Source organism: Pseudomonas germanica (assembly GCF_019614655.1).
GTDB lineage: Bacteria > Pseudomonadota > Gammaproteobacteria > Pseudomonadales > Pseudomonadaceae > Aquipseudomonas > Aquipseudomonas neuropathica.
Genome location: NZ_CP071586.1, coordinates 1,029,635 through 1,049,865 on the forward strand (window position 1 = coordinate 1,029,635; position 20,231 = coordinate 1,049,865).

Consider the following 20,231-nt stretch of genomic DNA (forward strand, 5'->3'; position numbering starts at 1 on the left):
TTCAAAGTGTGGACTACCGATGGCAATCAATCGTTCGATCCACGTAATAAGGCCTACGCTAGAACAGCAGAGTAGTTTGCCCCCGGCGTTTGTGTTGCCGAACCCACATTCAGAAACACAGCTGACCCCTGTAGGAGTGAGCCTGCTCGCGATAGCGGTGTATCAGTCAAGAAATGTTTATCTGACCCACAGCTATCGCGAGCAGGCTCACTCCTACAGGGGATTGGCGTGAATTCAAACCTTCGGAAAAGGAGTTATTCATGAGTCAGCTGCGCCGCGTCGCGATCATTGGCGGTAACCGTATCCCTTTCGCCCGTTCCAACGGGCCGTACGCCACGGCCAGCAATCAGGCGATGCTCACCGCCGCCCTTGAGGGCCTGATCGAACGCTACAACCTGCATGGCCAGCGCATCGGTGAAGTGGTGGCGGGCGCGGTGCTGAAATTGTCACGAGATATGAGTCTGACCCGTGAATGCGTGCTCGGCTCACGTCTGTCACCCGCCACGCCCGCCTATGACATTCAGCAAGCCTGCGGCACCGGTCTGGAAGCGGCGATTCTGGTGGCGAACAAGATCGCCCTCGGCCAGATCGAGAGCGGCATCGCCGGCGGCGTCGACACCACCTCGGACGCGCCGATCGGAGTCAGCGAAGGCCTGCGCAGAATCCTCCTGCAAGCCAACCGCGCCAAGACCACCGGCGACAAACTGAAAACCTTTCTGCAACTGCGCCCCAAACATCTGATTCCCGACTTTCCACGCATCGGCGAACCACGCACTGGGCTGTCGATGGGCGAGCACTGTGAATTGATGGCGCAGACCTGGCAGATCCCGCGTGAAGAGCAGGATCAACTGACCCTCGGAAGTCATCACAAACTCGCCGCGTCCTACAGCGAAGGCTGGCACAACGACCTGATGACGCCGTTCCTTGGTCTAACCCGCGACAACAATCTGCGCCCGGACCTGACCCTGGAAAAACTCGCGACGCTGAAACCGGCCTTTGAAAAAAGCGCCAAAGGCACGTTGACGGCAGGCAACTCCACGCCGCTGACCGATGGCGCGTCGGTGGTATTGCTCGGCAGTGAGGAATGGGCGAAGGAACGGGGTTTGCCAATTCTCGCGTATCTGCGCGATGGCGAAGCGGCGGCAGTGGATTTCGTCAACGGCGCCGAAGGGCTGCTGATGGCGCCGGTGTATGCCGTGCCACGGTTGCTGGCACGCAACGGGCTGACCTTGCAGGATTTTGACTACTACGAAATTCATGAAGCGTTCGCGGCGCAAGTGCTGTGCACGCTGAAGGCCTGGGAGGATCCCGAATACTGCAAAACCCGTCTGGGACTCGACGCGCCGTTGGGTTCGATTGATCGTAGCCGGCTGAACGTGAAGGGCAGTTCGCTGGCGGCCGGGCATCCGTTTGCGGCGACCGGAGGGCGCATCGTGGCGAACCTGGCGAAGTTGCTGGACGCAGCGGGGAAGGGCAGGGGGTTGATATCGATTTGCGCGGCGGGTGGGCAAGGCGTCACCGCCATCATCGAACGCTGACGCTGAAAGAGCCCCTCACCCTAGCCCTCCCGAAACGTCGGACCGCCCAGAGGGAGAGGGGACTGATTGGGGGATGCTTCGGAGTTACACCGACCTGAGAGAGTTGTGCTGAATCCGGAATCGAACTGATTTGGAGAATTCTGCCAAGCCATATTCGACGCGGTATTTCAGGTCGATGCATAACGCCAGACACCTCGGTCAGCCCCCTCTCCCTCAGGGAGAGGGCTGGGCGGGCGGCGTTCCGATGAGGGTGGCTTTTGAGGTTCAGGTACGAAACCGTCTGACCAACCCATCCAACTCATTCGACAACCCCGCCAGACTCTGCGAATCCAGGCGCGCCGAGTTGGCCAGTTCCGCCACCAACTGCGCATCCCCGTGAATCTGGCTGATGTGCCTGTTGATGTCCTCAGCTACCTGATGCTGTTCTTCGGCGGCGGTGGCGATCTGCGTGTTCATGTCACGGATCACGTCCACCGATTCGCGGATCTGCCCGAAGCTTTCGCGCGCCTCGCCGATACGCGTCACCGACTGCTGCGAGACCTGCAGGCTGGCATGCATCTGTTGCGTGACCTGACTGGTACGCTTGGCCAGATTGCCGAGCAAGCCATCGATTTCCGCCGTCGAATCCGCCGTGCGTTTGGCCAGTGCGCGCACCTCATCGGCGACCACGGCAAAACCACGGCCCTGCTCACCGGCGCGCGCTGCTTCGATGGCGGCGTTGAGCGCGAGCAGGTTGGTCTGTTCGGCGATGGAGCGGATGGTGCCGAGGATCGACTGGATATCGTTGCTGTCACGCTCCAGTTGCTGCATAGACTGCGCCGATTGCTCCAGCTCCTGGCTTAGTTGGTCGACGCTGTTTACCGCCGCATCAATCTGCTGCTGACCTTGGCGGGCCTGCCGCTGGCCGCTGTCGGCCGAATCCGCTGCCTGACTGCACGAGCGTGCGACTTCGTTGGCGGTGGCGACCATTTCGTGGAACGCGGTCGAGACCATGTCCACGGCTTCACGCTGACGCCCGGCGGCTTCGGCCATGTCGCTTGAGACGCGGGTCGAACTCTGCGAGGTCGCGAGGATTTTCCCGGCGGCGCCGCCGATATGCTGAATCAGGCTGCGGATCGCGGTGAGGAACTGATTGAACCAGTTGGCCAGTTGCGCGGTTTCGTCGTTGCCTCGGATATCGAGGTTTTTGGTCAGGTCGCCTTCGCCCTGCGCGATGCCTTCCAGGCCACTGGCGACGCTGCGGATCGGCCGCACGATCAGGCTGGCAAAACTGGCGCCGACCACGGCGAACAGCACGGCCAGCACGGCGGCGATGATCGCGATTAGCCAGGTCAGTTGCGTGGCGGAGCTCATCACATCGCTCTGCTTGATCAGGCCGACGAAGGTCCAGCCCAATTGCTCCGATGGCCAGACGTTGGCCATGTAGCGCTCGCCGTTAAGCTCGACTTCGACCAGGCCTTTGCCCGCCTTGGCCAGTTGCGCATAGCCTTCGCCTAGGCTGTCCAGCGGCTTGAAATTGTGTTCCGGCTGTTTCGGATCGACCAGCACCGTGCCGCTGTTTTCCAGAAGCATCAGGTAGCCGGTTTCGCCCAGCTTGATCTGTTTGACGATCTCGGTGAGCTGCTTGAGCGTCACGTCGATGCTGACCACGCCGCCGTTGCTGCCGAGTTTGTTGTCGATGGTGCGCACGGTGCTGACGTAGGTCGCATCGTCCTGCGCCCAGTAGTAAGCGGCGGTCCGCAACGGTTTGCCCGGTTTAGCCTGGGCAGCCTTGTACCACGGCCGCTGACGCGGGTCGTAGTTGTTGAGCTTCGGATCGTCCGGCCACGACACATAACCGCCGGCGGCGGTGCCAACGATGGCGTAGGCGTAAGCCGGGTGGGCGTTGCCCAGGTCCTGGAGGAACGCGAAGACCTTTTTGTCCATCTCGCCTTGCGGGATGGATTCGGCGTTGGCGCTCATGTAGGTCTTGAGGCTGTCGTCGGTGTTTTTGATCAGCGGCTGCGACGCCAGGTAATCGACGTTCTGGCTGATGCCATCAAAAAACAGCTGCATGGCATTGCTGACCTGACGAATTTCGCGACCGCTGCTGTCGACAAAACTGTCCCGGGCATCGCTGCGCAGGTTCATCACCACCAGCGTTGCGACTAGCACCACCGGCAAGCAGGCGATGATTGCAAACGCCCACGTCAATTTCTGTTTGATGTTCATCCGCGCTCCAGATTTTCTTGTAGGCCCACGCAGTGCAGATGACTTGTGGTTTATTGGCAGCCGAAAACGTTGTGGATCACCCGTATCCCTGAGCACGGCATCGTTGATTGTTGTGGAACGATTGTCGGACAAATCCCTCTGTCATTGAGGGCTTCGGCTGCAAAACAGGGAAATTGAGGCGACTTTGCAAAAAACTGCCGAGGGGACAACAGCCGGATGTCAGATTCTGTCGCAAATGCCCTTGAAGACATGTACCAACAAGTACAACAGCCTCGGCTATGATTCCCCACGGTCGATGCGCGAGCGCAGAGTTGGCCCTGTTTAATCCGGCACAGTGTGTGCATTCTCAACGTTCACAGGTCGGCAACCCCTCCCCGTGATGCGAGGATTGCCGTATAACGAGTGACATTCGCGTGTTTGGTAATAAAGGACCCACAATAAAAGCTGATGAAGACTCCAAAACGCATTGAACCCCTGATCGAGGACGGTCTGGTCGACGAAGTGCTGCGCCCACTGATGAGTGGTAAAGAAGCAGCTGTTTATGTGGTGCGCTGCGGCAATCAGTTACGTTGCGCAAAGGTCTACAAGGAGGCGAACAAACGCAGTTTCCGCCAGGCGGCCGAGTATCAGGAAGGCCGCAAGGTGCGCAACAGCCGACAGGCTCGCGCAATGGCGAAAGGCTCCAAGTTCGGTCGCAAAGAGACCGAAGATGCCTGGCAGAACGCCGAAGTGGCGGCGCTGTTCCGTCTGGCCGGCGCCGGCGTGCGGGTGCCCAAACCGTACGATTTCCTCGACGGCGTGCTGTTGATGGAACTGGTGGCCGACGAGTTCGGCGACGCCGCGCCGCGTCTCAATGACGTGGTGCTGGAGCCGGATCAGGCGCGCGAGTATCACGCGTTCCTGATTTCGCAGATCGTGCTGATGTTGTGTACCGGTCTGGTGCACGGTGACCTGTCGGAGTTCAACGTGCTGTTGACGCCGACCGGCCCGGTCATCATCGACCTGCCGCAAGCTGTCGACGCTGCCGGCAACAACCACGCGTTCAGCATGTTGGAACGCGACGTTGGCAACATGGCTTCCTACTTCGGACGCTTTGCCCCGGAGTTGAAGCTGACCAAATACGCCAAGGAAATGTGGGCGTTGTACGAAGCCGGCACCCTGCACCCGAACAGTGTGCTGACCGGTGAGTTCGATGATCCGGAAGACCTGGCCGATGTTGGCGGAGTTCTGCGCGAGATCGAAGCGGCGCGCCTCGACGAGGAACGCAAGCAGGCCATCCGTGCATCGGACGACGAGCCGAAAGGCAAGTCTGACGAGCCACCGCCACCACCGTGGATGCAGTGATTGCTTGATGAGAAACCCGGCTTCGGCCGGGTTTTTTGTTTGATTCAGAAGCCTTACAAGCCCAGAAGCCCCTCACCCCAGCCCTCTCCCAGAGGGAGAGGGAGCCGGCCGAGGTGTCTTGCGTCATATATCGACCTGAAAAAACGAGTCGATTATGGATTCAACGAAAAACGTTCAGGTCGGTGTACCTCCCAAATATCCCCCAATCGGTCCCCTCTCCCCCTGGGAGAGGGTTAGGGTGAGGGGCCTCTTTCGGATCCCCGCAAATTCAAGTCTACTGTCCACCGCCCCAACCACACTCAAGGACTGAATGTGACCACCCCCCGCAACACCCACCTGATCGTCACCGCTCGACTGATCTCCGATTTCGGCGCCTTCCTCAACATGGTTGCGCTGGCCACCTACGTCTACCTGCTGAGCAACAGCGCAATAAGCGTCGGGGTCTTTCTCGCCAGTCGTGTCGGCGGGGGGATTTTTGCCAGTCTGATCGGCACCGCGTTTTACCGTCGTTGCAGCGGACGCGCACCGCTGATCGCCTTCGACCTGCTGCGCGCCAGCGTGCTCGGTCTGTTGTTGATCGTGCCCGTCAGCCAACAGGCCTTGCTGTTGCCGGTGATCGCCTTCGGTCTGGGCCTGGGAAACTCGATGTTCGCCATCGGCCTCAACAGCCAGTTGCCGCGTTTGATCCACGCCGATCAGTTGCTCAAGGCCAATGCCTGGATCACCTCGGCTTCATCCGCCGCGATGGTTGGTGGCAGCCTGGTTTCAGGTTTGCTGGTAGCGGGGTTTGGTTTTGAAACGGTGTTCGCGCTGAATGCGCTGACCTATTTGCTGGCCGCGTTATTGATTGTGCCGCTGCGGTTCGCACCCGCAACCGTCAACGACGCACCGGAACGCGGCGAATGGTCAGCGCTCAAGCAGGGCTTGCGTGCGACGCCGGTGATTGCCGCCATGCTCGCAGTGACCATGGCCGACACCTTGGGCAGCGCCGCGCACAACGTCGGCTTTCCGATCATCTCCAAACTGCTCACCCCAGAATCGGCGAGCACCACGCTGGGCCTGATGCTCGCGGTGTGGGCCAGCGGCAAATTGCTGGGTGCGCGAATCGCCAGCCGTCTCAAAGGCTCGGACAACATCCACCTCGAACGACGGTTTTTCTTCGGTGTGGCGCTGATGTCCTGTGGCTTTATCCTGATGTTCCAGCAACACAACCTCTATGCGCTGTTGCTGTTTTCCTTGCCGGCAGGGCTGGGTGACGGCTTTTCCGAGGTCGGGCTGATGTCGCGTCTGCAGCGTGAACCCGAGCAATTGCGCCTGCCGATTTTCAGCGTGCTGACTTTGCTGCAAATGACCGGGTTCGGTATCGGCATGCTGATCGCCGCGCCGTTCTACGCGTGGTGGACGCCGGGTGCCGTGGTCATGCTGTTTCACGGCATTCCGCTCAGTACGTTGCTGCTGGTGAAAGTTCTGGCGCTCAAGCGCCGGGAGGTTGTGCGCAGCAGCCCGACGCCAGTTCCTTGAGGATCGGGCAATCGGGGCGGTGGTCGCCGTTGCAGTGCTCGACTAGGTCTTGCAGGGTGTCGCGTAATTCGCCGAGCTCGCGAATCTTCTGGTTCAACTCGTCGATGTGCTGGCGGGCCAAGGCTTTGACATCGGCGCTGGCGCGTTGGCGATCCTGCCAGAGGGTCAGCAGTTTGCCGACCTCTTCCAGGGAAAAGCCCAGATCCCGCGAGCGCTTGATGAACGCCAGCGTATGCAGGTCATCGTCACCATAGACCCGGTAACCGCTGTCGGTGCGATGCGCCGCTTTGAGCAGGCCGATCGACTCGTAATAGCGGATCATTTTCGCGCTCAGGCCACTGTGTCTGGCCGCTTGACCGATGTTCATCGGTGTTCCTCCAGGTCCTTGGGTTTCCAGGTTTTCAACAGTAACGCATTGCTCACCACGCTGACGCTCGACAGCGCCATCGCCGCGCCGGCCAGCACCGGGTTAAGGAAGCCGAACGCCGCCAGCGGAATGCCGATCAGGTTGTAGACAAAGGCCCAGAACAGGTTCTGGCGGATCTTTGCATAGGTTTTGCGACTGATCTCCAGCGCCGCCGGCACCAACCGTGGATCGCCGCGCATCAGGGTAATGCCCGCTGCGTGCATGGCCACATCTGTGCCGCCGCCCATGGCGATACCGATGTCGGCAGCGGCGAGGGCCGGGGCGTCGTTGATGCCGTCACCGACCATGGCGACCACGCCGTTTTTTTTAAGCTCGGTGACGGTCGCGGCTTTGTCCGCCGGCAGCACTTCGGCGTGGACATTGCTGATACCGAGGGCCTCGGCGACCACGCGCGCACTGCCACGGTTGTCGCCGGTCAGCAGATGGCTGTGGATATCCTGGGCGGCGAGTTGCTGCACGGCTTCCAGTGCACCGGGTTTCAGGGTGTCACCAAAGGCGAACAAACCGAGCACTTTCGGTTCCGGGCTTTGTTCGATTAACCACGACAGGGTGCGGCCCTCGGCTTCCCAAGTCTGGGCAGATTCGCTCAGGTTGCCCGCGTTCAAAGCACTTTCTTCGAGCATCCGCCGATTGCCCAGCGCCAGACGCCGGCCTTCAAGATTGCCGGCAATGCCGCGACCGGTCAGCGATTGACTGTCGCTGACATCCGGCACGTTCAGGCCTCGTTCCGCTGCGGCATCGAGTACCGCTTTGGCCAACGGATGTTCACTGCCGCGTTGCAGCGCACCGGCCAGTTTCAGCAGCGTGTCTTCATCACCATCCACTGCACTGAAATGGGCAATGCGCGGCGTGCCGGAGGTCAGCGTGCCGGTTTTGTCGAATACCACACTGCTGACTTCATGGGCGCGTTCCAGCGCTTCGGCGTCCTTGATCAGAATGCCGTGACGCGCCGCTACGCCGGTGCCGGCCATGATCGCCGTCGGCGTGGCAAGCCCCAGCGCACACGGGCAGGCGATGACCAGCACCGCGACGGCGTTGATCAACGCGGTCTCCATGGGGGCGCCGTAGAGCCACCAGCCGATCAGTGTCACCAACGCGATCAGCAACACCGTTGGCACGAAGATCTGGCTGACTTTATCCACCAGTTTCTGGATCGGTGCTTTCGCGGCTTGAGCGTCCTCAACCAGACGAATGATCCGCGCCAGCACGGTTTCTGCGCCGAGCGCCAGGGTGCGCACCAGCAAGCGGCCTTCACCGTTGATCGCGCCGCCGGTGACTTTGTCTCCGGGTTGTTTCGGTACCGGCAGGCTTTCGCCGCTGATCAGTGCTTCATCGGCGTGGCTCTGGCCTTCGATGACTTCGCCGTCGACCGGGAAACGCTCGCCGGGTTTGACCAGCACCAGATCGTTCAGGCGCAAAGCGCTGATGGCGACATCCTGCTCGCGGCCGTCGATGACTTGAATCGCCCGTTCCGGACGCAACGCTTCCAGCGCGCGGATGGCACTGGCAGTCTGGCGTTTGGCGCGGCTCTCCAGGTATTTGCCGAGCAGCACCAAGGCAATGACCACCGCCGACGCTTCGAAATACAGATGCGGCATGCGCCCGGCGGCGGTGGCCCATTCGTACAAGCTCAAGCCGTAACCGGCGCTGGTGCCGAGGGCGACCAGCAAGTCCATGTTGCCCGCTCCGGCACGCACGGCTTTCCACGCCGCTACATAAAAGCGTGCACCGAATATGAACTGCACGGGCGTGGCGAGGGCGAATTGCGCCCAGGCCGGGAGCATCCAGTGGATGCCGAACGGTTGCAGCAACATCGGCGCCACCAACGGCAAGGCCAGGGCGATGGCGCAGATCAGCGCCCAGCGCTCATGCTTGAGGCGCTGTTGCTGGTTATCGGTTTGCGGGTGTTCGGCTTGCCAGACGCTGGCCGAATAACCGGCCTTGCTCACGGCCTCAAGCAGCGTTTGCGGGTCGACCTGGCCGAGCAAATCCAGATGCGCACGTTCGTTGGCCAGGTTCACGCTGACGCTTTTCACGCCCGGCACTTTGTTCAGCGCACGTTCGACGCGACCGACGCAGGAGGCGCAGGTCATGCCTTCGATATTCAATTCGATAGCCTGCTGCGGCACGCTGTAACCGGCGCGCTCAACTGCTGCCATCAAGGCCGGCAGACTGTCGCCGGGCGCCTGCACCCGGGCCTGCTCGGTGGCGAGGTTGACGCTGACGGCACTGGCACCGCTGACTTTGCTCAACGCCCGCTCGACACGGCCGGCGCAGCTGGCGCAGGTCATGCCGGCAATCGGCAGGTCGAAAGTGATGGAATCGTACATTGGTCGTACTCCCTGTAGTAGATGCCTACAAGGATCAACCTTGCCATGCGGGCAAGGTCAAGCGCCATTCTTTGACGCGCCGCAAAACCAACTGTGGGAGCGAGCCTGCTCGCGAAAGCGGTGGGTCAGTCAACATCATCGCTGAATGACACACCGTATTCGCGAGCAGGCTCGCTCCCACAGGTTTGTAGTTGCTTAATAGCCGAGATCGGCGCGCTTCAGGTACATGCCTTCCTGTGTCATCGCGATCCGGTACTTCTGCACATCGCCCGCCTGCAGTTTTATTTCCTGCGAACCCGGTGCGAGCAAGCCCGGATTGCAACCCGGTACCTGCCCCGGCAGTAGTTTCAGACGCAGCGATACAGTGCCCGGTGGCAGGTTGAAAGACGTGCTCTGTTCCTGAAACAGTCGCGCCGACAGCTGATCCTGGATATACACACCGATTTCGCAGGAGGTTGCCACTTCCAGGCGCTCGCGGGAGATGATCAGAACGCCGTAATCCTCACCAGCGGCTTGCACTGTAGGAATTGCGGCAAAGAGACTGAGAAAGCCAAACAGGCTGAAAGCTGACCAGCGCATGGCTGAATCTCCTGAATCGAGTCATTGATGTACGCAGCTTGGCCGAGCGCGGCGCCGATTGCCAGCCCGGCAGTTTATTGAAGAACTTGACCTTGCCATCGTGGCAAGCTCGAAACTGCCGGCAACCTCACTCAAAGGAGTCATTTCCATGCAAGTGTTCAACGTTCAAGGCATGTCCTGCGGTCACTGCGTCAAAGCAATCACCAACGCTGTGCAGGCCAAGGACCCGGCGGCCAGTGTGCGGGTTGATCTGGCTGCGAAAGAGGTCGGCGTGGAAAGCGCGCTGAGCGCCGAGCAGGTGATTGAGGTCATCAGCGAAGAAGGCTACGCAGTGAAACTCGTCTGAAATTGATCGTTAGCGAGCTATCGGAATGTTCAAGGCGTTCGGGCGCGGCTAGACTGTCGGGCTGCCGACTTGCCAACCTGGATGCCTGATGAACTTCCGTACCATTCTGATTCTCGGTGCCTTGACCGCCTTCGGGCCCTTGGCGATCGACTTCTATTTACCTGCCTTTCCCTCGATGGCGCTGGCGTTCGGCACCGACGAGAAACACGTGCAGATGACGCTGGCGGCGTATTTCGCCGGTCTGTCCATCGGCCAACTGGCTTATGGCCCGGTGGCGGACCGCTTCGGTCGACGCATCCCGTTGCTGGTGGGCCTTACGCTGTTCACCTTGGCATCCCTGGCCTGCGCTTATGCGCCAAACCTGGAATGGCTGATCGGTGCGCGTTTTGTCCAGGCCTTGGGCGGCTGTGCGGGGATGGTGATTTCCCGGGCGGTGGTCAGCGACAAATGCGACGCGGTCGGCTCGGCGAAGGTCTTCTCGCAATTGATGCTGGTGATGGGCCTGGCGCCGATTCTGGCGCCAATGCTCGGCGGTCTGTTGGTCAACACCACGGGTTGGCAGTCGATTTTCCTGGTGTTGACCGGCTTCAGTGCACTGGCCGGGTTGGCCGTGGCGCTGGGGCTGCCGGAAAGTATGCCGGCGCACATGCCGCGCCAGCCGTTGTCCGGCGCGCTGCGTCAATACGGGCGCTTGCTCAAGGACCGGGTTTACCTCGGCCATGCCCTGACCGGCGGCATCGCCATCGCCGGGATGTTCGCTTACATCGCGGGTTCACCGTTCATCTTCATCAAACTGTATGGCGTGCCGGCCGAGCATTTCGGCTGGTTGTTCGGCACCAACGCGGCGGGTTTCATTCTGGTGGCGCAGGTCAACGCGCGGATGTTGGCCAAGCGCGGCCCGGCGTTCCTGCTGTCGCGGGCGGTGTGGGTTTACTTCGCCGCCGGGCTAGCGTTGCTCGCGGTCAGCGCAATGCACACCGAATCCTTGTGGCCGCTGCTGATTCCACTGTTCATCTGCGTGTCGAGCCTGGGTTGCATCAGCCCGAACGCCGCCGCTTGTGCGATGAACGGGCAGGGCGCACGCGCCGGCAGTGCGTCGGCACTGCTCGGCTGCATGCAATTCAGTGTCGCCGCCGGCGCTTCGGCGCTGGTAGGGGTGTTGCACGACGGCACCGCCGTGCCGATGGCAATAGTCATCAGCCTGTGCGGTTTGCTGGTGGTGTGCGTGGCGCTGCTCACCCGCCGTCTGCAGAATGCCCGGGCACTGGCGCAAGCTCAGGCCGAGGCATAAATAACCTCAGCCGGCGGCGCGCTGCTGGCTGCGGTCGGGAATCTGATGGGGTGCGCACAGTCGCGCTTCGAGGGTGCGGGTGAAGGCCAGTGCTTCGGCTTCACTGCGGAATGTCACGGCGTGTTGGTCCAGACGAACCTGCCATTGAGACTTTGCCACTTCTTTTATCAGGATCTTCATTGCTGACCTCCCTTGCGTAAAAGATGTATCGCAGAGGCTTCGATTGTAGACCTGAATACGATCGCAATTGTGACAAGGGTCAAGCATCGGACTGACGGCAAAAAACAGCGCAGCCCCGCCGACCGCTCTAGGTTCGGCGAAGGCTGCGCTGTGCGGTTTTTTAGAAACCTTCTAAAACAATTTTCCCCTTGGCTTTGCCACTTTCAAGCAGCTCATGGGCGCGACGCAGGTTCGCCGCATTGATCGTGCCGAAATGCTCGCCCACCGTGGTCTTCAACGTCCCGGCATCAATCAGATCCGCCACGCGGTTAAGCAGTTTGTGCTGCTCGATCATGTCTGGCGTCTCGAACAGCGAGCGGGTGTACATGAACTCCCAGTGCAGCGACAGGCTCTTGCGCTTGAGCTTGCTCACGTCCAGTGACTTCGGATCGTCGATCAACGCCAGTTTGCCTTGCGGCGCCAGCGCTTCGACCAGTTGATCCAGGTGCTGGTCGGTCTGGGTCAGGCTGGCGACGTGGGTCACGCTGTCGACCCCGGCGCGCTTGAGTTCTTCGCTCAGCGGCTGGCTGTGATCGATGACCAGGTCGGCGCCCAGTTCTTTGACCCAATCGCGGGTTTGCTCGCGGGATGCGGTGCCGATCACCTTCAGGCCGGTCAGTTGCCTGGCCAATTGCGTCAGGATCGAGCCAACCCCGCCGGCGGCACCGACGATCAGCAGGCTCTGGCCTTCATCGGTATTGCCTTCGCGGATTTGCAGGCGCTCGAACAACAACTCCCATGCGGTGATCGCGGTCAGCGGCAGTGCGGCGGCTTCGGCAAAACCGAGGGATTTCGGCATATGGCCGACGATGCGCTCATCCACCACGTGCAGCTCACTGTTGCCGCCGGCACGGGCGATGGAGCCGGCGTAAAAGACTTTGTCGCCGGCCTTGAACAACGTCACTTCGCTGCCAACAGCCTTGACCACACCGGCAACGTCCCAGCCCAGCACTTTCGCCGCGCCGTTTTCCGGTGCCACGTTCTGCCGCACTTTGGTGTCGACCGGGTTGACCGAAATGGCTTTGACTTCCACCAGCACGTCGCGCGGGCCGGCGACCGGTTCTGGCAGTTCGATGTCTTGCAGGGACTTGGCGTCGCTGATCGGCAGGGAAGCGTAATAGGCGATGGCTTTCATGAGTGGCTCCGTACAGGTAATAGAAGAAGGAATCAGACAATCGCGCCGAGGCGCTTGAGTTGGAAGTGTTCGATGGCGTGGCCAGCCGTTGCCTGGAAATGCTGGAAGTGCGCGCTGGCGTTGTGCGCCTCAAGAATCGCTTCGCTGGCCCAGTGTTCAATCACATAAAACACCTGCGGGTCGGCGAGGTCACGGTGCAGGTCGTACTGGCTGCAACCGGCTTCGGCGCGGCTCGGCTCAACCAGTGCGCGCAGGCCTTGTTCGAGAAGATCCTGTTGGCCCGGCTTGGCGATCAGGGTGGCAATAGCGGTGAATGGCTGGGTCATGCTCGGCTCCAGAGAAGCGGGATGAATGCGATAGAGCGATGATTGGCTATTTCTCTGCGAGATAAAACCGGCTAAAAGAGCAGTCTCTTTCAATATTTTTTTGATAATTGAGGCTGAGCATGCTGCGTTTTGACGACTTGCAGTTGTTTGTCCGGGCGGCGGATCTGGGCAGTCTGTCGGCAGCCGCGCGGGTGATGGACATGTCCGCTGCCGTGGCGAGTGCGGCGTTGAAACGGATTGAACAGCAGCTCGGTGCGCGCTTGCTCGCGCGCTCGACCCGCAGTCTGCGCCTGACAGCGGAGGGCGACGGCTTTCTCGAATACGCGCGGGCGGCGCTGAGCAACCTTGATGAAGGCCGGCGCTTACTGGCCAGCGGACAGGATCAGGTCAGTGGGGTCTTGCAGTTGTCGGCGCCTTCGGACTTCGGCCGCAACCTGTTACTGCCGTGGCTCGACGAGTTCCAGCGCGAGCACCCGAAGCTGACCGTGCGCTTGCTGCTCGGCGATCGCATCGCGGACTTGTTCCGCCAACCCGTGGACATCGCTTTGCGCTACGGCGAGCCGGAAGACTCGAGCCTGATCGCCTTGCCCATCGCCCCGCACAACCGCCGTGTGCTGTGCGCCTCCCCGGCGTATCTGGCCCGACACGGCGAACCGCGCCAGCTCGAACAACTGGCCCAGCACAACTGCCTGTTGTACATGCTCGGCAGCCGGGTGCATGACCATTGGAGTTTTCATGACGGTAAACGTGAAGTTGGTCTGACCGTCAGTGGTGACCGTTTCAGCGATGACGCCGACGTTGTGCGTCTGTGGGCGGTGGCCGGCGCCGGAATTGCCTACAAGTCGTGGCTGGACGTGGGCGCCGATGTGCTCGCCGGGCGGCTCAAAGTGCTGTTGCCAGAGCTGCTTTGTGAGCGCGCACCGCTGAATTTGTTGTGCGCCCATCGCGCCCAATTGAGTAAGCCGGTGAACCTTCTGAGGGAAATGCTCGCCAGCCGATGCGCTGAAGTGAGTAGTCAATTTCCCGCTTTTCCGAAAGTTGATCATTAGTCGCAGGTAAATAGAGAAATTTCTGTCAGGAACAATCACCACCTGCGCAGGCCCCGGCGCAGGACGCGCGGGCGAACCCGCTTATACTAGCGCCCGCCTCATGCCAGCACCGACACCCCGGCCCGGAGATCCTCGCACCGCGTCGCCAGTCTTCGAGTGACGGTCGCGCAACTGCTGCGGGTTCTGTGCCGGAGCAGGCTGCGTCAGTGGCTTGCCTCGCCCCGGTTCATGGCGATTTTCGCGTCTTGGCCGATGACTGATTACCGGCCAAGATGTCTCCGAGCAGTAGACGATACGATTCAACAGGGAGTGAACACATGGAACATGCACCTTGCATCAGCCAGATCGCCACGTTGCTGGCCGACCCCAAGCGCAGCGCGATGATGTGGGCGTTGATGGATGGCTCGGCCCGGCAAACCGAGGAGCTTGCGCTACTGGCAGGGCTGTCGCCATCGTCGGCCAGCGCACATCTGGCGCGGCTATCCACGGGTGGTCTGTTGAAGGTCGAAGTCCGTGGTCGCAAACGCTTTTTCCGTCTCTCGGCACCGGAGGTCGGTGCTGCGATAGAAGCATTGGCCAGCGCCACCATCGCCAGTGCTCCACGGGAAATTCCCGAGGTCTTCAAACGCACCACCCCCATGGCCAAACCGCAAACCGCGCCGTCCTCATTGTTGCGCGCGCGTTTTTGCGATGACCACCTCGGCGGTACGCTGGCGGCGGACCTGTATCAGCGCTTGCTCGATGCTGGCTGGATCGAACAGCTTGAACAACGCGTCGTGGTGACCCACAAGGGTTCGAAACTGTTGGCTGGACGTGGCGTGTTCATTCAGGCGCTGGCCCATCGCAACGTGCAAGTGGCGTGTGCTTGTCCAGACTGGAGCGAACGTCGTCCGCACATGGGGGGATCACTCGGCGCCGCGTTATTGCAGTTGTTCATGCAGTCCGGCTGGCTGACCCTGCCCAACGACTCGAGAGCTTTGCAATTGACCGCCACCGGCCAACGGGAGCTGCACCGTTTCGCCAAGGAAACCGAGCTGGAAATGGCGTTGTAGAGCACTCGCAATCGACGTCCGGAACTGCGTAAGCGCTTCTGGCGTCGCCCGCGACTGCGAACAGGTCGTATCCAGCACTAACGCCGTTTCGCTATCAAGCACACTCGATCCGGGGATATTTTTCGGATGGGGGAGGTGGCATGGAGACTCACGGCTACAGCGCGGCAGAACGTCTGGAACGACTGCCGATCAGCGGTTATCACCGGATCATTTTCATCATCATCGCCTTGGCGTTTTTCTTCGACTCCATGGATCTGGCGATGATGACCTTCCTGCTCGGCTCGATCAAAGCCGAGTTCGGCCTGAGCAGTGCGCAAGCGGGATTGCTCGCCAGTTCGAGTTTTTTCGGCATGGTGCTGGGGGCGTCGCTGTCCGGCATGCTCGCCGATCGCTTCGGGCGTAAACCGGTGTTTCAGTGGAGCATCGTGCTGTGGGGCGTGGCCAGTTATCTGTGCTCGACAGCGCAAACGGTCGAGACGCTGACGCTGTTTCGCATCCTGTTGGGGATCGGTATGGGCATGGAATTTCCGATCGCCCAGTCGATGTTGTCCGAGCTGATTCCAGCGCAGCGCCGCGGACGTTACATCGCGTTGATGGACGGCTTCTGGCCGCTCGGCTTCGTTGCTGCCGGCGTGCTGTCCTACTTTCTGCTGCCGCTGATTGGCTGGCGCGACATCTTTCTGGTGTTGGCGGTGCCGGCGGTGTTCGTACTGGCGATCAGGTTTTTCATTCCTGAGTCACCGCGCTGGCTGGAACAGGCCGGAAAACATGAGGCGGCAGACAAGGTATTGAACGGCATAGAGGCGCGGGTGCGTTCGTCGCTCGGTGGTGCCGCGCTGCCGGAACCGATTCGATTGCCGCGTACCGTGACGCCGCCGGGCAACTTCTTTGCGGCGCTGAAACAGATCTGGTCGCCGCAGTATCGCCAGCGCACGACGATGCTCTGGAGTCTGTGGTTCTTTGCGCTGCTCGGCTTTTACGGGCTGACGTCGTGGCTCAGTGCGCTGTTGCAACAGTCGGGTTTCGCGGTGACGCAGTCGGTGTATTACACGGTGCTGATTTCCCTGGGCGGGATTCCCGGGTTTCTCATGGCCGCATGGCTGGTTGAGCGCTGGGGGCGCAAACCGGTATGCATCGTGACGTTGCTCGGCGGAGGTGTAATGGCGTTTTTGTATGGGCAGAGCGCGGTGTTTGGCGGCAACGTGGCGCTGCTGATCGGCACCGGGTTGCTGATGCAGTTTTTCCTGTTCGGCATGTGGGCGGTGCTCTATACCTATACGCCGGAGCTTTATCCGACGTCGGCGCGGGCGACCGGCTCGGGCTTTGCCTCGGCGATTGGCCGCGTGGGTTCGCTGCTCGGGCCGTTGGTGACCGGACTGGTGTTCCCGATTACCGGGCAGGGCGGGGTGTTTGCGCTGGGCGCGGCGTGCTTTGCGATTGCGGCGGGCGTGGTGTGGCTGTTCGGGATGGAGACGCGAGGGAAAACCCTGGAAGAGCTGACCGAAACCCAAATCCCAGGCTGAACAAAGAACCCACTGTGGGAGCGAGCCTGCTCGCGAAAGCGGAGTGTCATTCAACGAAAATGTTAACTGACACTCCCTCTTCGCGAGCAGGCTCGCTCCCACATGGGTACTTCGGTGTTGCTTAGGGTTTTACCAGTCGCGCATCCAGGCTGTTCTGCGCCAAACGCTTGGCCTGATCCTGGGTCATGCCCAAATGTTCATGCAGCGCGTAGAAGTTCTCGGTCACATAACCACCGAAGTACGCCGGGTCATCGGAGTTCACCGTGACCTTCACGCCACGCTCGAGCATGTCGAGGATGTTGTGCTGCGACATGTGATCGAACACGCAGAGTTTGGTGTTCGACAGCGGGCACACGGTCAGCGGGATTTGCTCGTCGATGATCCGCTGCATCAGACGCTCGTCTTCGATGGCGCGCACGCCATGGTCGATGCGCTGGATTTTCAGCAGATCGATAGCTTCCCAGATGTACTCCGGCGGGCCTTCTTCGCCAGCGTGGGCAACGGTCAGGAAACCTTCGTGGCGGGCGCGATCAAACACGCGCTGAAACTTGCTCGGCGGGTGGCCCATCTCGGAGCTGTCGAGGCCGACCGCGACAAACGCGTCACGGAATGGCAGTGCCTGGTCCAGAGTTTTCTCGGCTTCTTCTTCGCTGAGGTGGCGCAGGAAGCTGAGGATCAAACCGCTGGTGATGCCCAGTTGCTGCTCGCCATCCTTCAGTGCTGCGGCGATGCCGTTGAGCACCACTTCGAATGGGATGCCTCGATCGGTGTGGGTCTGCGGGTCGAAGAATGGTTCGGTGTGAATCACGTTCTGCGCTTTGCAACGCAACAGGTAGGCCCAGGTCAGGTCGTAGAAATCCTGCGAGGTGCGCAATACGTCGGCGCCCTGGTAATACAGGTCGAGGAATTCCTGCAGGTTGTTGAAGGCGTATGCCTTGCGCAGGGTCTCCACGTCGCTCCACGGCAGGGCGATCTTGTTGCGCTCGGCCAGGGCGAACAGCAGCTCAGGCTCCAGCGAGCCTTCCAGATGCAGGTGCAGTTCAGCCTTGGGCAAGGCGTTGAGCCAGTCGTACATATTCTTTTCTCATCAGGTGCAATGACGGCATTCTACAGATGCTCGCCGAAACAATTGGCAAAACCTGACCAAGCGATCCATCACACGGCTTCTTGCTCGCGGCGATAGGCGTAGGTATCGGCGAAGCGCGAGAGCAGGAATTCGGCGCAGGTGGTCGTCGGATATTTCGCCGGATGCTCTGCGTCCTGACAACCCGGCAGGCATTCGATGCGGGTGTCCGGATGCGGCTCGGCGAAGAACGGCATCGAGTAGCGATCCACGCCGAGCGGGCTGATCACCCGGTGCGGGGTCGAGCGATAACGGTCGTTGCTCCAGCGCGCCATCATGTCGCCGAGGTTGACCACGAAGGTGCCGTCGATGGGCGGCGCGTCGATCCATTCGCCTCGCACGTTCCTGACCTGCAAGCCACCGGCGCTGTCCTGATAGAGCAGGGTGATGCAGCCATAATCGGTGTGCGCGCCGGCGCCTTGCTGCTCGGCGGAGCTGGCAGTGTGACGCGGTGGGTAATGGATCATGCGCAGGACGCTGACGGGATCATTGAAACGGCTGTCGAAGAAGTCGCGTTCGATGCCTAGCGCGAGGGTCATCGCCCGCAGCAGGGTTTGCGCGAGGGCCTGCATGTCGAGGTAATGCTGCTCCATCAACTCAGGCCATCCGGTCTGCGCGGGATGACGGTTCGGCCCGCGTAACGGTTTTTCGGCGAGCACGTCGGGATGATTGGCCGGCAGGTGCAGACCCATGTCGAAGGTTTCTTTGAGGTCGCTGGGTTTGCTCGGGTCGAGTTGCTCGGTGGCGATGGCGCCGTAGCCACGATGGTGGCGGGTCTGGGTGATGTCGATCTTGAGTTTTTCCGCTGCGGGCAGGGCAAAAAAACGCTGAGTCTGATCGAGCACGGCGTCGATGCGCTGCGCTGAAATCGGATGACCCTTGATGTAGAAAAAGCCCCATTCGCGGCAGGCCAGGTCGATTTGCGCGGCGACGGCGGGCCAGGCGTTTTCATCGGCGGAGTAGAGCGGGCTGATATCGATGATCGGAAGCTGATCCATTTCGCATTCTCTATTGTGATCGTTCCCACGCTCCGCGTGGGAATGCCTCAATGGACGCTCTGCGTCCGCTTTTGGCAGGGACGCGGAGCGTCCCGGGCGGCATTCCCACGCAGAGCGTGGGAACGATCGGGGTCAGGTGGCTTACTTCGGCATCTCGGCCTTCATGCCTTCAACGTAATAGTTCATCGACGCCAGTTCCGCAGTGTTCGCACTCACACCCGCCGGGATTTTCTCGACCCCGGCCTGATCCTTGATCGGCCCGGTAAACGGCTGCAATGCACCGCTCTTGATATCGGCAATGATCTGCTCGGCCTCGGCTTTCACTGGTGCCGGCACCAGGTCGCTGATCGGCAGTTCAACCGTGCCTTCCTTCAACCCACCCCAGTAATCCTGAGGTTTCCAGCTGTGATCGATCACGCTCTGCGTCGCCTGAATGTAATGCGGCGCCCAGTCGTTGACGATCGACGTCAGCACGGCTTTCGGCCCGAAATGCGCCATGTCCGAGGCGTAACCCACCGCGTACACGCCACGACGTTCGGCGGCTTGAATCGGCGCGGGGCTGTCGGTGTGCTGGAACACCACGTCGACACCCTGATCGATCAGCGCGTTGGCCGCGTCGGCTTCCTTGCCTGGGTCGAACCACGAGTTGACCCACACCACTTTGATCTCGGTTCCGGGGTTGTACTTGTTCAAGGCCAGTTGAATCGCGTTGATATCGCGGATCACCTCGGGGATCGGGAACGAAGCGACGTAACCGATTTTCTTGGTCTTGGTCATCTTCGCCGCAAGGAAACCGCCGACGTAGCGACCCTCGTAAGTGCGCGCCAGATAGGTACCAAGGTTCTTGTCCTGTTTGTAGCCGGTGGCGTGTTCGAAGGTCACCTTGGGAAATTGCTTGGCGACTTTGACGGTGGGGTTCATGTAGCCGAAGGAGGTGGTGAAGATCAGGTCGTATTTGTCCTTGGCCATGTTGCGGATCACCCGCTCGGCGTCGGCGCCTTCGGCGACGTTCTCGACGTAGTTGGTGGTGATCTGATTGCCGAATTTTTCCGCGAGGGCCTTGCGCCCCTGCTCATGCTGATACGTCCAGCCGTGGTCACCGATCGGTCCGATGTAGACGAAGCCGACCTTGAGCGGATCGGCAGCGCTGGCGCTCAGACTGATCCCCAGACCGAGGGCGGCGCACAGCAGTTTGTGCAGCGGACGTATTTGCATGAAT

The 20,231-nt window shown here is 60.8% G+C and carries 18 protein-coding genes and 2 pseudogenes; 9 read left to right on the forward strand and 11 right to left on the reverse strand.

Annotated elements, in window-relative coordinates; all coding sequences use genetic code 11:
* Positions 1 to 260 precede the first annotated feature (260 nt).
* On the forward strand, positions 261 to 1,538 hold the full coding sequence (locus tag J0G10_RS04405; RefSeq protein ID WP_095126093.1) for an acetyl-CoA C-acetyltransferase: 1,278 nt from the start codon (positions 261 to 263) through the stop codon (positions 1,536 to 1,538).
* Between the two features lie 264 nt (positions 1,539 to 1,802).
* Here J0G10_RS04405 and J0G10_RS30265 read toward each other — a convergent pair whose 3' ends face one another.
* A complete protein-coding gene (locus J0G10_RS30265; RefSeq protein WP_416221716.1) occupies positions 1,803 to 2,570 on the reverse strand; it encodes a methyl-accepting chemotaxis protein in 768 nt (255 codons plus the stop codon).
* A 90-nt stretch (positions 2,571 to 2,660) separates the two neighbouring features.
* Positions 2,661 to 3,749: pseudogene (locus J0G10_RS30270) on the reverse strand (cache domain-containing protein); the annotation flags it as partial.
* A 447-nt stretch (positions 3,750 to 4,196) separates the two neighbouring features.
* On the opposite strand from J0G10_RS30270, the gene J0G10_RS04415 reads away from it, so the two are divergent.
* Together J0G10_RS04415 and J0G10_RS04420 are read left to right on the forward strand one after the other, a co-directional pair.
* On the forward strand, positions 4,197 to 5,093 hold the full coding sequence (locus J0G10_RS04415; protein WP_095047388.1) for a PA4780 family RIO1-like protein kinase: 897 nt from the start codon (positions 4,197 to 4,199) through the stop codon (positions 5,091 to 5,093).
* 312 nt (positions 5,094 to 5,405) lie between these two features.
* The gene (locus tag J0G10_RS04420; protein ID WP_220557571.1) at positions 5,406 to 6,614 is read left to right on the forward strand and encodes an MFS transporter; all 1,209 of its coding nucleotides are present in this window, start codon (positions 5,406 to 5,408) and stop codon (positions 6,612 to 6,614) included.
* On the opposite strand, the gene cueR is transcribed toward J0G10_RS04420, so the two are convergent.
* Positions 6,568 to 6,981, reverse strand: coding sequence for a Cu(I)-responsive transcriptional regulator (gene cueR, locus J0G10_RS04425; protein WP_220557573.1), 414 nt, complete (start codon positions 6,979 to 6,981; stop codon positions 6,568 to 6,570). The genes J0G10_RS04420 and cueR overlap by 47 nt on opposite strands.
* Positions 6,978 to 9,371, reverse strand: coding sequence for a heavy metal translocating P-type ATPase (locus J0G10_RS04430; RefSeq protein ID WP_220557575.1), 2,394 nt, complete (start codon positions 9,369 to 9,371; stop codon positions 6,978 to 6,980). Before J0G10_RS04430 ends, cueR begins: the two co-directional genes overlap by 4 nt.
* A gap of 93 nt (positions 9,372 to 9,464) precedes the next feature.
* Between J0G10_RS04430 and J0G10_RS29935 the strand changes: the two are divergent.
* A pseudogene (locus tag J0G10_RS29935) lies at positions 9,465 to 9,557 on the forward strand (metal ABC transporter ATP-binding protein); the annotation flags it as partial.
* Between the two features lie 9 nt (positions 9,558 to 9,566).
* Here J0G10_RS29935 and J0G10_RS04435 read toward each other — a convergent pair.
* On the reverse strand, positions 9,567 to 9,950 hold the full coding sequence (locus tag J0G10_RS04435; RefSeq protein ID WP_077570848.1) for a hypothetical protein: 384 nt from the start codon (positions 9,948 to 9,950) through the stop codon (positions 9,567 to 9,569).
* Between the two features lie 148 nt (positions 9,951 to 10,098).
* Here J0G10_RS04435 and J0G10_RS04440 point away from each other — a divergent pair, with 148 nt between their 5' ends.
* The gene (locus tag J0G10_RS04440) at positions 10,099 to 10,296 is read left to right on the forward strand and encodes a cation transporter (RefSeq protein WP_034154772.1); all 198 of its coding nucleotides are present in this window, start codon (positions 10,099 to 10,101) and stop codon (positions 10,294 to 10,296) included.
* 88 nt (positions 10,297 to 10,384) lie between these two features.
* A complete protein-coding gene (locus J0G10_RS04445; RefSeq protein ID WP_007914685.1) occupies positions 10,385 to 11,587 on the forward strand; it encodes a multidrug effflux MFS transporter in 1,203 nt (400 codons plus the stop codon).
* 6 nt (positions 11,588 to 11,593) lie between these two features.
* Here the strand turns inward: J0G10_RS04445 and J0G10_RS04450 are convergent, their stop codons facing one another.
* From J0G10_RS04450 to J0G10_RS04460, 3 genes are all read right to left on the reverse strand, one after another.
* A complete protein-coding gene (locus J0G10_RS04450; RefSeq protein ID WP_007914687.1) occupies positions 11,594 to 11,767 on the reverse strand; it encodes a hypothetical protein in 174 nt (57 codons plus the stop codon).
* A gap of 160 nt (positions 11,768 to 11,927) precedes the next feature.
* Positions 11,928 to 12,941 (reverse strand): zinc-binding alcohol dehydrogenase family protein, encoded by a 1,014-nt coding sequence (locus J0G10_RS04455; RefSeq protein WP_095047392.1) that lies wholly within the window; start codon positions 12,939 to 12,941, stop codon positions 11,928 to 11,930.
* A gap of 32 nt (positions 12,942 to 12,973) precedes the next feature.
* On the reverse strand, positions 12,974 to 13,267 hold the full coding sequence (locus tag J0G10_RS04460) for a putative quinol monooxygenase (protein WP_095047393.1): 294 nt from the start codon (positions 13,265 to 13,267) through the stop codon (positions 12,974 to 12,976).
* A gap of 119 nt (positions 13,268 to 13,386) precedes the next feature.
* On the opposite strand from J0G10_RS04460, the gene J0G10_RS04465 reads away from it, so the two are divergent.
* The 3 genes from J0G10_RS04465 (at position 13,387) to J0G10_RS04475 (ending at position 16,891) form a co-directional block, all read left to right on the forward strand.
* Positions 13,387 to 14,316 (forward strand): LysR family transcriptional regulator, encoded by a 930-nt coding sequence (locus J0G10_RS04465; protein WP_095047394.1) that lies wholly within the window; start codon positions 13,387 to 13,389, stop codon positions 14,314 to 14,316.
* 317 nt (positions 14,317 to 14,633) lie between these two features.
* Positions 14,634 to 15,368 (forward strand): ArsR/SmtB family transcription factor, encoded by a 735-nt coding sequence (locus J0G10_RS04470; protein ID WP_093430305.1) that lies wholly within the window; start codon positions 14,634 to 14,636, stop codon positions 15,366 to 15,368.
* 140 nt (positions 15,369 to 15,508) lie between these two features.
* A complete protein-coding gene (locus J0G10_RS04475; protein ID WP_220557576.1) occupies positions 15,509 to 16,891 on the forward strand; it encodes an MFS transporter in 1,383 nt (460 codons plus the stop codon).
* Between the two features lie 121 nt (positions 16,892 to 17,012).
* Here the strand turns inward: J0G10_RS04475 and J0G10_RS04480 are convergent, their stop codons facing one another.
* From J0G10_RS04480 to J0G10_RS04490, 3 genes are all read right to left on the reverse strand, one after another.
* Positions 17,013 to 17,966 (reverse strand): adenosine deaminase, encoded by a 954-nt coding sequence (locus tag J0G10_RS04480; RefSeq protein WP_095047396.1) that lies wholly within the window; start codon positions 17,964 to 17,966, stop codon positions 17,013 to 17,015.
* Positions 17,967 to 18,046: 80 nt separating this feature from the next.
* Positions 18,047 to 19,012, reverse strand: a complete 966-nt coding sequence (locus tag J0G10_RS04485; protein WP_220557578.1) for a 2-oxoglutarate and iron-dependent oxygenase domain-containing protein — start codon at positions 19,010 to 19,012, stop codon at positions 18,047 to 18,049.
* Positions 19,013 to 19,153: 141 nt separating this feature from the next.
* Complete coding sequence (locus J0G10_RS04490; protein WP_093430367.1) at positions 19,154 to 20,227, reverse strand: BMP family ABC transporter substrate-binding protein; 1,074 nt, start codon at positions 20,225 to 20,227, stop codon at positions 19,154 to 19,156.
* Positions 20,228 to 20,231: the final 4 nt, after the last annotated feature.